The sequence below is a fragment of the Haloferax sp. S1W genome (genome assembly GCF_044593955.1).
Lineage (GTDB): Archaea > Halobacteriota > Halobacteria > Halobacteriales > Haloferacaceae > Haloferax.
Window position 1 is genome coordinate 1,746,671 of sequence record NZ_CP172595.1, and the last position, 14,808, is coordinate 1,761,478.

The window sequence follows — 14,808 nt, forward strand, 5'->3', positions numbered from 1 at the left end:
TCCTCGCTCACCGTTTCACCGTTCCTTATCCTCTCCCTTCCGTTACTCACTCGTCGAGCGTCATCCCGTCGACCACCGCGAACTCCTCATCACCGTCGAATCGGCGCGGGTCGAACGACTCGGGGATAGGCCCGTCGTCTCCGAGAACGTCCGCTGCGAGCATCTCGCCGAGTGCCGGTGCCCACATGAAGCCGTGGCCGTGCCACCCGGCAGCGACGGAGACGCCCTCCGCAATCGCACCGACGAGCGGATTTCGGTCCGGTGTCGCTCCGCAGAGGCCCGCCCACGCACGCTCGACACGTGGGTCGGTTTCGGTTCGGTGTCGGACGGCGGCGGTCGATTCCTCGACGAACCACTCGTCTGCGGACGAGTCCCAGTCGCTCGGGTCGGCCGCGACCGGTTCGACGCCGTCACCGGCGAAGACGCCGGTCGGATGCGGCCGGAGATAGGATTCGTCCGTCGCGTCGTAGACGGTCGGACCGTCGTAGTCGCACTCGGCGACGAGCGCCTGCACTCGGTAGGGTTTGAGCGCGAGCGGGTGTCCAGCATCGGCGAGGAGTGCCCGCGAGTGGACACCCGCCGCGACGACGACGGCATCGAACCGGACGACTGAGTCGACGGTCACGACGCGGGGTGGGTCGGTTCGAATCGAGACTTCCTCACCGACGCGAAACTCGACGCCCTCGGTCTCACACTGCTCTACGAGCAAGTCTACGTACGCACTCGGGTCCGCCCAGCCAGCAGTCTCGCTCACGCCCGCGAGCGCCACATCGTCGGTTCGAATCGGAAATCGGTCGGCGAGTTCGTCGGGGGTGATGAGTTCGGCCGCCCGGTTGTGGACCTGCATCCGCTCGACCGCTTCTGAGAGCGCGGTCGCGCTGGCGTCGTCGCCCTCGCGCGCGAGGAAGACGTACGGCGTCTCGTGGAAGACAAACTCTCCTTTGCCGTCGAACTCCCGAAAGCGCTGCATCGCCCGGTCGGCGACTGCCACGTCTACGTCCTCGGCGTAGGCGTCGTAGCAAATCCCTGCCGCACGGCCGGTCATCCCCGCGCCCGGGTCGTCTCGTTCGAAGAGCGTGACGCGCGCGCCGCGAGCGGCGAGGTCGAACGCCGTCGTCAGGCCGACTGCGCCAGCACCAACGACAGCGATTCGCTCTGGACTGTCCATACCCGGTTTGTGTCGGCGGTTGACTTGAATAGCCGTTGCTCTTCGGTCGTGTGGTCAGCGTAATCGAGCGCACGTCGCAGTCGCTCACGAATGTTAGAGAGACGGGGTAGGTTGGCCAGCAGTAACCCGCGTGGAAACCACATGGGTCGAAAGGAGCCGTCCAACCGTGCCGTCACTTGTCTTCACCGGTGTCGACGTAAAACACCTCCGGTACTCGAACTGGCAGTCGTCGAGACACTCCGAACCCGGCACAGTCCGAGCGATTGGAAACCCGAAGAGGAGCGTGACGAGCGACGCGAACGACTACTCGACGAACTTGTCGACCCCGCGGGCGGGGTAGCCGACCAAGAGGTCGACGCCGGATTCGCGCAGTTCGTCGATTCGGCCGCGAACGTCGGCCACCGACCCGATGAGGGCGAAGTCGGTCGCCGCTTTCAGAAGCACCTCGCGGGCGCGACCCTGTGCCGCCGAATCAGTTGCGGCGTCGTCGGGCAGCGCCCGAGAAACGGGTCGCCGCCGAGAGACGTAGGCACCGACGGCATCCAGAATCTCGTCTTCGTCGTCGGTGAGGACGGTCGGCGCGTAGACGGCGACTTCGCCGTCGAACCCGGCCGAGCGAAGGGCGCGTACGTCCCGGCGCGTCGACCGCGAGAGGAGTTCGTACTGCGTGCCGCCCGCAGCGAGCGCGATACGCTCGATTCCTTCGGTGCCGACCCACGCATCGGGTGCACGCTCTCGTGCCGCCCGAAGACGGGGTGCCACCGGTCGTCGCGCCTCTTCGTCGGTCAGGTACGCGCTGTGCCCGGCGACGAGCACCTGGCGAACGTCGTCCGGGAGCCACTCGTACAGCGAGTCGTCTCCGAGCGGGTCGAACCCATCCGCCCGAACGGGCGTCGTCAGGCGGACCTCTTTGTCCGCTGCGAGTTCTTCGAGGACCGACGACGCCGGGACGTGGTGTCGCCCCTCGTAATCGATGGCGACGACATCGAGCGGGATGTCGAGCGCCCGGCGCACGTCGCACTCTTTGGGTTTGAGTGCGACTGCATCGAGTCCTGCTTTCGAGACCGCACGCTCGGCGGTCAGCATGCTATCACCACAAAAATTTCAGTACCGTCGCGGAACGCGATCCATCGTCTGTGCGACCATGTGCTACCGGATAGCGCAGATGAGGGCAAAACCCTATCGGTGACGGCATCGCTGGCGCTTCCGGCCGCCATTTATATACCTCTGCTTGGTATCGATGGAATTCACTCGCCGGGGCGTGTGACAGTTCAGCACAGCAACAGGGCGTATTTACGGGGCCTGAAACACCGGAATTCGTCAACGAACATGTTCGGCAGGAAGTAAACAGTGGTCGAGCACGGAGGACTACTTTCGAGATTCGATTTCGCTGATTCCCAGTTCCAAAGATTCGGAAACCACGCTCTCTTTATATGGTTCTCTCGGCCGACGGTTCAACTGTAAGGTGAAACACGATGGCTGAACCCGCACAAATCGAGATGATGGGGAACCGCATGAACTTCGACTACTCGGAGGGCGCTACTGGCTACGTCCTCGTCCTCGTCCGCATCCTGACGGGGTACTGGTTCCTCCACGCAGGATGGACGAAACTCGTCGGGCCGGAGGCGTTCGACGCGTCGGGCTGGATGATTCACGCCACCGAGGGCGCGCCGATTCACGGCTTCCTCGTGTGGGCCGCCAATACCCCGTGGATGCTGGAGTTCACGAACTTCATGATTCCCGCCGGTGAGGCGCTCATCGGCCTCGGAATCCTCGTGGGAGCACTCGTCCGGTTAGCCGCCTTCTTCGGCGGCGTCCTGATGGTGTTCTTCTACCTCGGGAACGCCGACTGGGCCCACGGCTACGTCAACGGCGACCTGTTCGGCCTCCTGCTGTTCGTCATCGTCGGCACCCTCGCCGCGGGACGGGTCTACGGCCTCGACGCCATCATCGAAAAGATGGAGTTCGTCCGGCAGCGCCCCGTCCTGAAGTACCTCCTCGGCTGAGCCGAGTTCCGGTACTCTCCCGACTACCCAGTCGGGAATGCGCGGGCGAAGCCGAGACGACGGTGCTGTTTTTTCGACCGACTTCCGCCGCGACTGGCGAGACGGGAGTCTGAGACGCTGTGAGAATGAACTGAGTCGCGGCACTGTGAGAACGACCCGAGTCGCGACACTGTGAGAACGACCCGAGTCGCGACACTGTGAGAATGACCCGAGTCGCAGCGTTACACTCGGAAGTCGGCGTCGGGGTCGACCACGCGGTCGACCTCCGGGGGAACTTCCCAGTCGGTCGTGAGTTCGAGGAGTTGGACGAGCATCCGGCCGGTTGCCCCCCAGACGGTGTAGCCGTCGACGTGGAAGAAGTGGAGACGTATCTCGCCGTACTTGGGATGGTCGCGGAGTTCCGACTCGTAGTTGTCGCGGTCGGTCAGGTCGTCGACCGAGAGGACCGCAATTTCGGCGACCTCGCGTTGGTCGGGTTCGTACTCGCGGTCTGGGACCGTGGCGACAAAGGGCGTAACGGCGTAATCTGTCACCGTGAGGATGTCGTCGAGTCGGCCGTAAAACGAGGGTTCGTCCGTCTGCAGTCCGATTTCTTCGTTGGCCTCGCGGAGCGCAGTCGCTCGAAGGTCCACGTCGCTGGGTTCTCTCCCACCGCCGGGAAAGCTCATCTGGCCGGGATGTTCGCCGAGGTGGTCTGCCCGCTTCGTGAACAACACGTGCGGCCGGTCGTCGCGCATCAACACCGGGGCGATGACAGCTGCTCGCCGCCCTGCCTCGACAGTCACCGGTTCGTGCTGGGTGACTCTCGCGAGGTCCATCGTCACGACAGAAAAAGCGACGACACGACTTAGGCCTGCCCCTCCTCCGCAAGTGCCGCGTCCAGACGCTCCCGAATCGAGGCCACGTCGGCGTCGGCCCACGCCTCCAAGTCGTAGGTGACATCGAGCAACCGGGCCGTCTCCTCGGCGTCACCCTCGGCAACCGCCTTCGCCGCCGCGGCTCGGAGTCGCTCTTCTACCTGTTCGACCAGTTCGTCACGGGGGACCGTGCGAGTCGGGTAGTCGAGAATGTGCGGCAGGTCTTCGGCCCGCGGCGGGAGCGTCGGAAACGCCACCGGGCCGACTGTCAATAGTTCCGCGTCCTCGTCCGACACCTCGTAGGAGACGAGATAGTACGCGTCCACGGCGTCCGAAATCGCACCGGAAAGCGCGTCGGTGTCGGTCTCGCGCCCCTGTTTGAACGCCAGTTCGTCCAGCGCGGTTTCGAGTTCGTCGCGGGTGAGCGCGCCGAAGAGGTCGACGACGCCCGCCAACTCGTCGTAGGTCTCCTCGCTCATCTGTCTCCTCGAATCGTGTTCGGTCGTCGCCTGTGTGGTGTTCGGTCGCCGCCTGTGTGGTGCCCGTGGGTCGCCATTAGACCGGTGGTCGTCCGCGGCGAGTAAAAGTGCGGTGGGCGTCAGAGTCGGTTCGCAACTCACCCGGTGCGAGGGTCAGACGTCGCCGTTCGGAATCCGCCCGGCGCGCTGCAGGACGAGCAGACCGGTGACGACGACGCCCAAGCCGAGCGCGAACGCGACGAACACCTCGTCGAAGGTGTACTCGATGTCGGTGAGATAGCCGACCGCACCCGCGCCGGTCGCCTGGAAAATCATCATGCCGAAGGAGTACACCGAGTACGCGCTGCCGCGACTCTCGTCCGGGAGCGTATCGAGCAGGTAGGCGTCGAGCGCCGGAAAGAGGCTGTGAATGACGTACCCGAGGATAGCCGTCACGACGAGCAGCGCGGCGAGGCCCTGCGTCTGCGTGAGGACGAGCACCGACACGACGAACGCGACGAGGACGCCGAGGATGTACGGAACACGCGGGAGTTTGTCCGCGAGGCGGCCCGAAAAGAAGAACGCCGGGACGCCCGCGCCGAAGACGACGGTGAGCATGTTCCGCGCCGTCGCCTGCCGAAGCCCCTTCGAAGTCATGTACAGTTCGTAGAAGTTGAACACGCCCTGCCAGACGAATCCGGTCGCGCCGAGGATGACGACGCCCGTGAGGATGACGCGCCACTCCTTGCGGACCGCGCCGAGCAGGTCGCGGTCGTCGGCACCGGCGTCAGGGAGGTCTGTCGAGCGGGCCGTCAGGTAGAGTGCGACGGTGACGACGGCGGCCGCGAGGCCGACGCAGACGAACACGAGTTGCCACGACGCGATGACGAACGGAAGGTCGAGGTCGGCACCGACCGCGAGAACGAGCGTGACGAAGGGCGCGACGCCGACGGCGGCGAGTTGGCTCGCGGTGCCGTGGATGCCCATCGCGCGACCCACACGCTCCGGATAGAGTTCGCTCACGAGTGGGTTGGCGGCGACGAAGTACGCGCCGGAGGCGAGTCCCATCGACGCGGCACCGACCATCAGCATCTCGATGGAGTCCGCGCTGGCAGTGAGGGCGGAGGCGAGAACGAGGACGAGGCCGGTTCCGAGGACGACGCGATGCCGGGGGAAGCGAGTGAGGAGCCATCCCGTCGGAACGCGGAGACTGGCGCTGCCGAGCCAGACGAGCGTTGCGACGAACCCGACCGTCGCGCGATTCACCTCGAAGAAGGTGATGAACTCGCCGAGCAGGGGTGCGAAGACGACGCGGGCGAGATTGACGAGCAGCACCATCCCACACAGCGTACCAAAGAGACGGCCACGTGACACGCCCAAAGACGGGCACCGCTTGGTGACAACCCTTTCGAACGGGGATTCGGTTGCCGGGTCGGCGGCGGCTTTTTATGTTCGTTGGACAAATCAGACTTTATGAAGACAACGCGGAAGGGCCTTCGTGACGGGGAGTTGCAGAAAGATACCTACGGGCGACTCACCTGTTCCGAGTGCGGCGAGTCGTTGAAGAAGAAAAACGACCCCGGCGAAGTGTTCTCGCTTCGAATCTGCCCGGACTGCGGTAGCGAGTGGAAAGAACTCCGGTAACGGTCCGTCTACGTTTCGTCTCCCTTATTCGAAGACCGCGTCGAACGACCGCGCGCCGAGCGGGTCGAACGTTCCGGCAGCGACGTTCTCGGCGACGTGTTCGGGCGACGACGCGCCGACTAACGCTGCTGTCACGCCCGGTGCGCTCCGCGAGAAGTTGAGCGCCCGTTGGGCGAGCGTGTCACCGGTTAGAAGTTCGTTTACCCCTTCAGGAATCTCTCTCGTGAGGTTCCCCTGGGCGAGACTCGCGCTCGTGAACACGTCGAGGTCGTGTTCGTGGGCGTACCACAGCGCGCTCGTCTGTTCTCCGTCGTCGGTTTCGTGCGCGTCGACGGTGAAGGCGTCCGCCATCACGACGTTGAACGGGAGTTGTATCGCGGCGAGGCCTGAGTCGTCGTTTCCGACCGTTTCGGCTGCTCGCTCGGCCCGTTCGACGATTTCCGGGAGCGAGAGATACGAGTCGTGGTCCTCGGGGACGCGGAAGGCCTCCCACGTGGCGACGCCGTAGCGTCCGATATCGTCCGCGGCGACGCGACGTTCGAGAACTTCGAAGGCTGCTTCGATGCGGTCGTACACCGTCTCGCGGTCGGCGGTTGCCAGTTGCGTCTCGGGGTTGTGGAGGTAGTAGAGGTCGATGTGGTCGAGTCCCATCAGGTCGAGCGAGCGGTCGACCATCTCCTCAACGAAGGCGGGCGCGATGGTGTGGCTGCCGTGTGCGAGTTCGTCGACAGTCGCGAGTCCGGCGTCGAGCACGGTCTCTCTGACGTGCTGTGCCGGGTTCTCGGGTCGTGTGCGGTCGAACGGGACGAACCCGGCCTTCGAGGCCACCACGATGGCGTCACGGTCGATATCGGCCTCGCGGACCGCGTCGCCGACGACGCGCTCAGAACGGCCGTAGCGATAGTTCGACGCGGTGTCGATGAGGTTCACGCCGCTCTCCAGTGCGAGGACGAGCGACTCGCGGTACTGGTCGTCCACCTCGTCGGTCGGGTCGCCGAGATACGTCCCGATGCCGATACTGGAGACGACACCCGGGCCGAACCGCCGGAAGAAGGTGCGGCCGAAACTGTCGCCGAACCGGTCGCGGTACTCCCACGTGCCCCGTCCTGTAGCCATGGCCGGTGATTAGGTGGCGGACGATTAAGGGCCACCGGTCGCTGTCGGCAGGGAAGAACAGCCAGCCGCCGTGGGCGTCGTAGTTAGATATCGCCCGAGAGCGCTTCGAACACCCGTTCGACGAGTTCGTCTCGGGGGATATGGTTGCCGTTGCCACCGTCCGTGACCGCGTCCGGGCGGAGAATCTGTCCGCCGCCCATGCGAGCGTGGCCGCCAGCGCTCGCACCCCGATAGTCTTCGAGGGCGGCCTCCAGCGTTCGGCCCATGTGAACGCGGTCATCGCGGGAACGGCCGGATAAGTAGACGTTGTTGTCGCGCTCGCCACAGATGACTGCGGCGGTGACGCCTTCGAGTTGGATGAGTTCGTCGGCCGCCTGCGGGATGGCGTCGACGTTCGAGATGGTTCCGATGTCGGCGACTGCGAAGGGACCGCGTACGTCGCGGCCAGCGATTGCGCGGGCCTTCGCTTCGAGTACTTCGCGGGATACTTCGGGGTTGGCGATACGGTCGAGGTGGTCTTGGTTGACGCCGGGGAACAGATAGCCCGCGGCGTCGAAGTCGGCCGCGGAACACCCGGTGGTGAGCTGTTTTGTGTCGGTGAGAATTCCGTAGATGAGGCCCGTTGCGACCTCTGAGGGGACGGTGTACGACGAGTTGACCTCGCTCGCGTGCATGTCCGGCGGGACGGGTTTCGCGCCCACGTCGCGGAAGTACTCCGCGATGATGCTCGAACAGGCACCGTAGTCGGTTCGGACGTCGGTGAACGCCTCACCCGTTCCGTCGCCGGGGTGGTGGTCGACGACGGCATACGGAAGGATGCCTTCTGCGCCGGCGAATCCGCGCGGTGTGTTGTGGTCGACGAGGATGACCGCCTCGGCGGCGAGGTCGCTCACGTGGTCGATAGAGTCCAAATCAAGGTCGAGAACGGTCCGGAACGCGCGGTTTTCCTGATGTCGAATCTGCCCGGCGAACTGGATGGTCGGTGTTGTGCCGACCTGTTCTGCGAGGCACGCGACGCCGATGGCGGCGGCCATCGCGTCGGGGTCCGGGTTCGGGTGCATGAGGACGGCGACTTCGTCGACATCCGAGAGAGCCTCCGCGAAGCGCGCACCCATCGGTCGTTTGAACCGAAGCGCCGCATAGGCCGCGAGAACGAACGCACCGACGGCGACGATGACAGCAGCGACTATCTCGGGATGGGTGCTGACGAACGACCCAAGCGACTCGGTAACTTGTGCCGAGCCAAACTGTCCCACCGAACCAACCATACTGAACACGTCCAACCCCTGTGGCATCAATATTCCCCCTAATTAGTCGCTCTCGAACAACAGAATGTTTGTGCGAAAAGTCTATTTTACGGAGTTCTCAGGCGTTCTCGGCGCGATACGCGTCAATCGCGGCGCGGTACCCTTGCCGATACGTCGGATAGGTGAACTCGTATCCGAGTTCCCGGAGTCGGTCGTTCGAGCAGCGCTTGCTCGTCAGGATACGCCGTCGGGCCGCCTCCGAGAGGTCGCCCGCGGCGAGTCGTTCTTCTTTCGTGCGCTTTTCGGGGCGTGGAACGCTGCACTCGTCGGCCAGCCAATCGGCGAAGTCGTGTTTCGAAACCGGTTCGTCGTCGACGACGAGGACGACATCGTCGCGTGCACAGTCCTCAGCTATGAAGAATTTGACCGCACCCGCCGCATCGTCGCGGTGGACCATGTTGAGATAGCCCTCCGTGACCGGGCCGGTCAGATAGCGGTCCAGACGATATCGGTCGGGACCGTACAGTCCGGCGAATCGGGCGACAGTTCCGTCGATACCTTTCTCCGCGGCGTACTCGCGGGCGACGCGCTCGGCCTCGGCGAGGACGCGCGTCTTGTCTGTCGTCGGGTCCAGCGGCGTCTCCTCGTCGACGAAATCGCCGCCGTGGTCGCCGTAGACACCCGTACTCGACGTGTAGACGAGTCTGTCGGGGGCGTCGTCTCGGGCGGCGAAGTGGTCGATTGCCGCCCGAAGGCCATCGACGTAGACAGTTCGCGCCGCGTCGGCCCCGCGGCCGCCGGAACTGGCGGCGAAGACGACGTGGTCCACGTCGGGGACCGCAGACAGTGACTCGGGGTCGGTCACGTCGGCGCGGACCGCCTCCGCGCCGGTGTCGGAAACAGCGTCGAGACCGTCGTCAGAGCGTCTGACTCCCCAGACCTCGTGGTCGTCGGCGACGAGGCCGCGTGCGAGTTCGAGGCCGACGTAGCCACACCCGAGGATGGCGACTCTCATTTCTCGTTTCGAACTTCGATAGCGTGGTGGATGGCCGCGAGTTCGTTCAGTGAGACGGACGTGCGGCCTTCGATTGCCTGTTGAACCTCCTGTCCGGTGAGGTCGAGGGCGACTTCGGACGCGAGGCTGTCCACGTCGAGAATTCCGGTCGTCATTCCCATGAGAAGGTGGTCACGGAACTCCCAGACGATGGCGTCCGCGTCGGGATTGCCGTCGGTCAGTGCGAGAATAGAAGCGGCCTGTTCGAGCGTCAACTCCAACACCCCGTTCGAGAGGACCTGCTCGGAGACGCCAGCGGCGTCCGCCGCCGCGTCGGCCCCGGCAGCGTCGATTGCCGAGCGAAGTTCGTCCTCGTATGCGGCTCGAAGCTCGGCGGGTGAGACGGTACCCGGTCGCTCCACGGCATCGTACAGCATATGGACGGGTGTGCGGGATGAGACGGGAAAACGGTTGTTACTTGCCAATCGACACGTCGCTCGGCGAGACGGTTCACCGGACGGTCACGGCCGGCGACAGTCGCTTGGGACGGTACAGCCCGCCCCGCCAGCCCAGCCTTCGGACCGCTCGTCGGCGTCGCCATCCACGTCGCCGACACCGACACCCGAGGGCGGGACGGCAACGACGATTGCAGTTTCGACGGTGAAATTGACGCGCTCGCCGTGCCCAATTTCCTCGGCGACTCCGTCGTCGTCCCAGTCGAGCGCCACTGCCGACCCGTCGCGGGCGTACGTCAGCGACTCGGTATCGCCGCGGGCGTGAACGCGGAACTGCGCGAATTCGCCCGCGAGTTCGACGTCCCAGACGTTGACCGTGGCGTACCAGTATCCCGGCACTGGGGCGACCGGGAACCCAGCGGGAACGCGGCGGAAGTTACGGCCAAGTCGCTTGGAAAGTGTCTTGTTCACCCGCGTGGTGACCGCATCCTCCGTCGCGCGCATCGCCGTGTCGGTAGCCATCGTGGCGACCGCATCCTCGCGGACAGACCGTGTCGTGTCGACCGTCCGGTTCGTGAGTCGCTGCGGAACCGTCGCCCCCGGTTGCTGTCGGGCGGTCTGAATCGCTGCGTCCAATCGGAGTTCGAGGAGGTCGGCCTCGGTCGTCCCCGTGCCCGCGGCCTCGGTGGCAATCGCCCGTGCGGCGGAGCCGTTCGTGAGTGCGAGCGCGCGGTGGGCCGGGTTGTCCCATCGGGTGAATGCCGCGTGGAGCACACGCCGACGCTCAGTCGGCGACAGTTCGGTGTGCTCGGCGAGCGTCGTGTCGGCTGCCGTCGTGGCTGGCGTCATCGCTCGGGTGACGGCGACTTCGAGACGGTTACGGCGGGTTTCGAGGCTCTCGTTCGTCGTGTTCGAAGCGGCGAGCGTCTCGTCGGCGGCGAGAAGCGCCTGTGCCGCCACTCGAAGTGGGACTCGACGCCGCGCCCCGAACACGGGTTCGAGAACGGTGTCGGTCGCGTCACCGTAGGGAAGGGTAAACAGGTTCGTGTTCCGCGCGACGAGCGGGTGGTACGTCCCGTCAGATTCGACCGCTGGAAGTGCAGACCCGGAGAGACCACTCATCGAGAGGTACATCGGGTCGGCGTCGGGGACGAAGCGAACGCCATCGGCCGAGTGGGTTGCGTTTGCCGTCCCGAGCGTGTCGTGCGCCGCTCGCTTGGCGGCGACGGCCGCGGAAAGGGACCCGACGTTCGCGTCTTGTGCAGCGTCGTCCGCCGCGCCGGTCGCTTCGGCAGTCCGATTCGCACGGCGGTCAAGTTCGGCGAGGACGTGGTCGAGGTACGCAGCGCGAACCGCGACGCGAGCGCGGTCTGCCACCCCGTCGTAGGTCGCTGGCGCGTCGAGGAGCGCCGCTCTATCGTCTCGAATGGCGGCCGCGAGTTCAGCAGCAGGGTTGGCCTCGCCCGCCGCGAGCGACTGTGCCGACACGGTCACGCTGCGATTGCGGACGCGCTGGTGGAGGTCGAGCAGGTCTTCGCGAAGCCACGCGTCGAGTTCCGACGGGTGGGACACCCGAACCGACTCGGGGTTCGGACCCTCGCCAGCAGCAACGTCGCGGGCGAGACCGTCGAACCCGCCGTTCGTCGCCAGCATGTCGGCCGCGGCGCGTGCCACAGACTCGTAGTTCGAGCCGTTACGCGCGCCACCGGGGGAGAGTGCCGGATTGATGGAACGGTCTGGTCCGGGAACGCCCTGCGGGTCGACGACGACGGCGAGGTGAACGCGAGTCCGCGTGGTCGAACGCGCCTGCGCTGAGACCGTCTCGTTGCCGCGACGCCACGTCCGCGTCGTCGTCTCGGTCGTCGTGACGAGCCGCGAACCGGAGTCGACGACGACAGTCTCGACGTTCGTATCCGGCGTTCGAGTCGGAATCGACGTGACGGTCGTGTTCGCGTCCGTCGTCGTCTCGACGAGTTCCCACCCGTCGCCCGGTCGTGGCATCGGGTCGCCCTCGTGTTCGACAGTCCGCTCGGCGACGACTGCGGCGTCCGCGCGGTAGGCGTCGGTGACGACGCTGTCGAACGATTCCGTGTGGTCGCCGCTCCCCTCGCCATCGAGGAACGCGACGAGCGCGTGGTCTGCGGCCGGGCCGACCGACGAATTGAGCGTTCGGTTCGTCGGGTGGGTCGGCGTCGCGTTCGCGGGCTTGTCGGTCGGGTTCGGTGCCGGAAGCGCGTTGGCCAGTTCGGGCGCGGCGGGGACACCTGTTTGCCCGAGGAGTCCGCGTGCACCAGTTTGTACGGCTGCCCGGCCCAGTGCGCCGCGTGCATCTCGGTCAGTCGCACCGAAGGCCTGCTGTTCGGCGAGCAGGACGCCCGCGTTCGCCGCCAGCGCGGCGTGGTCGTTCGTGACGACGTTGTCGATTGGCGCACCCGCATACTGGCTCCACCCGCGAGTCCACGCGGAGGCCCAGAGCGCGGTCGTGACCGTCGCGTCCATGGTGCCGCCGTTCGTCGCCCCCGCGTCGAGGCGGCGTTCGAAGGCTTCAGTTCGGTTGTGAAGTGCGAGGACCGGCGTTCGGACGCCGACGGCCGTCGTTATGGTCTCAGAGACCACGTGGCTGTCAGCGCGCCACGCATCCACCGAGACGTTCTCGACGGTGACGACGAGGAGCGTTCCGTTCTCCTGACTCTCGATTGCAACCCGGTCGAGAGCCGCCCGAAGGGCTGATTCGTTCGGCGTCGGCGGGAGCGATGCGGTCGCTCGAACGCCCGCGCGTTCGACTTCCGTCGTCTGGAGGCGGTCGGCGGCGGCGAGCGCGATTCGAAGTCTGAGGTAGTCGCGGAACGTCTGATTGGCCGAAAGCACCCGGCCGACGGTCGTGTTCGACCGCGTCGTCACCGGGTTCGCGGCCGCTTCGCGCGCAGCGTCTCGAACCGCGGCACGGAGTGCCGTATTCGCCTCCGCGGTCGCCGTATCGACTGCCTCGTCGACGCGACGGTCTGCGACGGGGTCCTGCGTCGAGAGCGCACCCGAAAAGGTCGCGCTGGCGACGAGCAGGAGAACGCCGAGGAGCGCGAAGGGAACGCGGCCCCGGTCGTCGTCGGCAAGTCTCACAGTGACCACGTCCTGACGACGATATCGACGTGCCCGACCGAGACGGCCTGCGCGGCGTCGCGTGGAGTGTCGTATTCCGCCCGCATGTCGGCTTCGAGTCTGGGTGCGAGCGCCGCTTCGAGGTCGGCGTTCGCGGCACGCGTCTCTGCATTCGCAACTTCCGGTTCGACGGAGGCGTTCAGAAGCACGCCCGCTCGCTCGTACCGGTGCGCCATCAGCGTCGAAACCGGCTCGTCCCCGTGGAGTGCCAGTCGGGCGAGTTCGGGCGGGAAGAGTCCTGCAACCGTGCGATTTGCGACGACTCGCGCCACGGCGTCGAAACCGTCGTCGCTGGCCGCGAGTGCGTCTTCGCGTGCGGACGGGAACCCACTGGGTACGCGGAGCGACGCCGCGTGGACTGTCGCAGTCTCCGGCGGGCGCGGGCCGAGCGAATCTGTCGCCTGAATCGGCGCGCCGGGGTACGGCGTCCACCGAATTGCGACGTTGACGCCGCGGGCAGGCAGTTCCGAAGCGACGCGGTCGGCGACGGTCCGTCGCATGTCGTCGCGGGCGTGAGTGAGTCGAACGCCGTCTACCGAGACAGCGCCGAGCGTGGCGCGAGAGAGGAGTCCGGCGAGACTTCCGTGTGCGGTGCGGTCGAGTTCGCGCGCATCGACACCGCCGTCGTCGAGCAGTGACGGGTCAGCGGCGTTGACGCCGGGTTCGAGGTCGTAGTGAACCGTCGCCGTACTGGTCGAAAGCGACGTGGCGATTCCGTCTGCGTCCAGCGAGGTGTCTGCGCCCGCGAGACGACCCTCGTCAGCCGTGACGACGACACCGACGCTCGCGCTCACGAGGAGGAGACAGAGCGTTACGTCGAGGACGAGGTCGGTCACGCCCACACCTCCACGCGGAGCGTCCCGAAGCCGACGCGGCCGGGGTGGGTGCGAACGCTCACTTGGGTCGTCGCGCTATCGGCGCTGTGTGGTACGTCGGTGGGAGATGCGTCCGTCCCGCCAACGTGGCGCTCGTCATCGACGGCGACGACGAGACGGCACGAGTAGCCGTCCGGACAGGCATCGAGAGCCGCCGGGAGCCGAGATACTTCGACGATACCGGCATCGTCGGACAGCGCCGACTCGACGGCGTCGAGCGTCGCTGGCGCCAGATTACGCTCGGGGGTCGGAAGCGAGCGGTCGAGAACCGTCGCGTATCCCGAGACGGCAACGCACACAACGACGAGTGCGACGAGCGCGGACATCGGCGACAACTGACCTCTATGCTGCGACGATAGTGACATCGACTCCCTCCCAGGTGACGTGACGGACGACGAGCGATTCGGGTGCAGGTTGCCACGAACGGGCAGCACCGCCGGATGTGGACGGACTTTGGGCCGCTTCGGTGGCCTCGCGGAACGCGGCGGGCGAGTCGAAGACGGCGCTCGGGTCTGCCCCCGTGGCAACGGCACCGAGCCGTGAGTCGGGTCGTGCGGGCGTGACCGGCCCGAAGGCGAACGTCGCGTGCGCGGCACCGCCGTCGTTTCGCAGGCCGATTCGGTGCGGGCCGAGGAGAACCGCATCCGCAGTGAGCGGGATTTCCGCCATCGCGTCGTAGTCAGCGACGGCGACGGTGTCGATGGTCTCAGCGACCGCCGGTGTGTCCGGTGCCGGTGTCGTCGGCAACCCGGCGACGACGCCGACGAGGAGCGAAGCGGCCACCGAGAGGGCGACCAGCGTGTACAGCGATTCGAACGGAACGTCGAGCATA

Annotated in this window: 15 protein-coding genes; 2 read left to right on the plus strand and 13 right to left on the minus strand. The window is 66.1% G+C overall.

Annotation, left to right across the window (positions count from 1 at the left end):
- Positions 1–46: 46 nt before the first annotated feature.
- Both ACH9L7_RS09170 and ACH9L7_RS09175 read right to left on the minus strand, forming a co-directional pair.
- Positions 47–1,168 carry an NAD(P)/FAD-dependent oxidoreductase gene (locus ACH9L7_RS09170; RefSeq protein WP_396610420.1) on the minus strand — a complete coding sequence of 374 codons (1,122 nt, stop codon included), beginning with the start codon at positions 1,166–1,168 and terminating at the stop codon, positions 47–49.
- Between the two features lie 303 nt (positions 1,169–1,471).
- A complete protein-coding gene (locus ACH9L7_RS09175; RefSeq protein WP_396610421.1) occupies positions 1,472–2,254 on the minus strand; it encodes a luciferase in 783 nt (260 codons plus the stop codon).
- Positions 2,255–2,643: 389 nt separating this feature from the next.
- Here ACH9L7_RS09175 and ACH9L7_RS09180 point away from each other — a divergent pair, with 389 nt between their 5' ends.
- Entirely contained in the window at positions 2,644–3,174 is a 531-nt protein-coding gene (locus tag ACH9L7_RS09180) for a DoxX family protein (RefSeq protein ID WP_396610422.1), read from the plus strand.
- A gap of 221 nt (positions 3,175–3,395) precedes the next feature.
- Here the strand turns inward: ACH9L7_RS09180 and ACH9L7_RS09185 are convergent, their stop codons facing one another.
- From ACH9L7_RS09185 to ACH9L7_RS09195, 3 genes are all read right to left on the minus strand, one after another.
- The gene (locus ACH9L7_RS09185) at positions 3,396–3,992 is read right to left on the minus strand and encodes an NUDIX hydrolase (RefSeq protein ID WP_396610423.1); all 597 of its coding nucleotides are present in this window, start codon (positions 3,990–3,992) and stop codon (positions 3,396–3,398) included.
- 29 nt (positions 3,993–4,021) lie between these two features.
- A complete protein-coding gene (locus ACH9L7_RS09190; RefSeq protein WP_396610424.1) occupies positions 4,022–4,510 on the minus strand; it encodes a hypothetical protein in 489 nt (162 codons plus the stop codon).
- A 153-nt stretch (positions 4,511–4,663) separates the two neighbouring features.
- Entirely contained in the window at positions 4,664–5,827 is a 1,164-nt protein-coding gene (locus ACH9L7_RS09195; protein WP_396613252.1) for an MFS transporter, read from the minus strand.
- Positions 5,828–5,962: 135 nt separating this feature from the next.
- Here ACH9L7_RS09195 and ACH9L7_RS09200 point away from each other — a divergent pair, with 135 nt between their 5' ends.
- Positions 5,963–6,133 carry an HVO_0758 family zinc finger protein gene (locus ACH9L7_RS09200; protein WP_396610425.1) on the plus strand — a complete coding sequence of 57 codons (171 nt, stop codon included), beginning with the start codon at positions 5,963–5,965 and terminating at the stop codon, positions 6,131–6,133.
- Between the two features lie 24 nt (positions 6,134–6,157).
- Here ACH9L7_RS09200 and ACH9L7_RS09205 read toward each other — a convergent pair whose 3' ends face one another.
- From ACH9L7_RS09205 to ACH9L7_RS09240, 8 genes are all read right to left on the minus strand, one after another.
- Complete coding sequence (locus tag ACH9L7_RS09205) at positions 6,158–7,249, minus strand: aldo/keto reductase (protein ID WP_396610426.1); 1,092 nt, start codon at positions 7,247–7,249, stop codon at positions 6,158–6,160.
- A gap of 83 nt (positions 7,250–7,332) precedes the next feature.
- Positions 7,333–8,517 carry a bifunctional oligoribonuclease/PAP phosphatase NrnA gene (locus ACH9L7_RS09210; protein WP_396610427.1) on the minus strand — a complete coding sequence of 395 codons (1,185 nt, stop codon included), beginning with the start codon at positions 8,515–8,517 and terminating at the stop codon, positions 7,333–7,335.
- A 97-nt stretch (positions 8,518–8,614) separates the two neighbouring features.
- Entirely contained in the window at positions 8,615–9,511 is an 897-nt protein-coding gene (locus ACH9L7_RS09215; RefSeq protein ID WP_396610428.1) for an SDR family oxidoreductase, read from the minus strand.
- Positions 9,508–9,927: a DUF5791 family protein gene (locus tag ACH9L7_RS09220; RefSeq protein WP_396610429.1), complete on the minus strand. Its 420-nt coding sequence runs from the start codon at positions 9,925–9,927 to the stop codon at positions 9,508–9,510. Before ACH9L7_RS09220 ends, ACH9L7_RS09215 begins: the two co-directional genes overlap by 4 nt.
- A gap of 84 nt (positions 9,928–10,011) precedes the next feature.
- Entirely contained in the window at positions 10,012–13,071 is a 3,060-nt protein-coding gene (locus tag ACH9L7_RS09225; protein WP_396610430.1) for a hypothetical protein, read from the minus strand.
- Positions 13,059–13,937, minus strand: a complete 879-nt coding sequence (locus tag ACH9L7_RS09230; protein WP_396610431.1) for a hypothetical protein — start codon at positions 13,935–13,937, stop codon at positions 13,059–13,061. The genes ACH9L7_RS09225 and ACH9L7_RS09230 overlap by 13 nt, the downstream gene beginning before the upstream one ends.
- A complete protein-coding gene (locus ACH9L7_RS09235) occupies positions 13,934–14,341 on the minus strand; it encodes a hypothetical protein (protein ID WP_396610432.1) in 408 nt (135 codons plus the stop codon). Before ACH9L7_RS09235 ends, ACH9L7_RS09230 begins: the two co-directional genes overlap by 4 nt.
- Positions 14,319–14,807 carry a hypothetical protein gene (locus ACH9L7_RS09240; protein ID WP_396610433.1) on the minus strand — a complete coding sequence of 163 codons (489 nt, stop codon included), beginning with the start codon at positions 14,805–14,807 and terminating at the stop codon, positions 14,319–14,321. The genes ACH9L7_RS09235 and ACH9L7_RS09240 overlap by 23 nt, the downstream gene beginning before the upstream one ends.
- Between the last annotated feature and the right edge of the window lies 1 nt (position 14,808).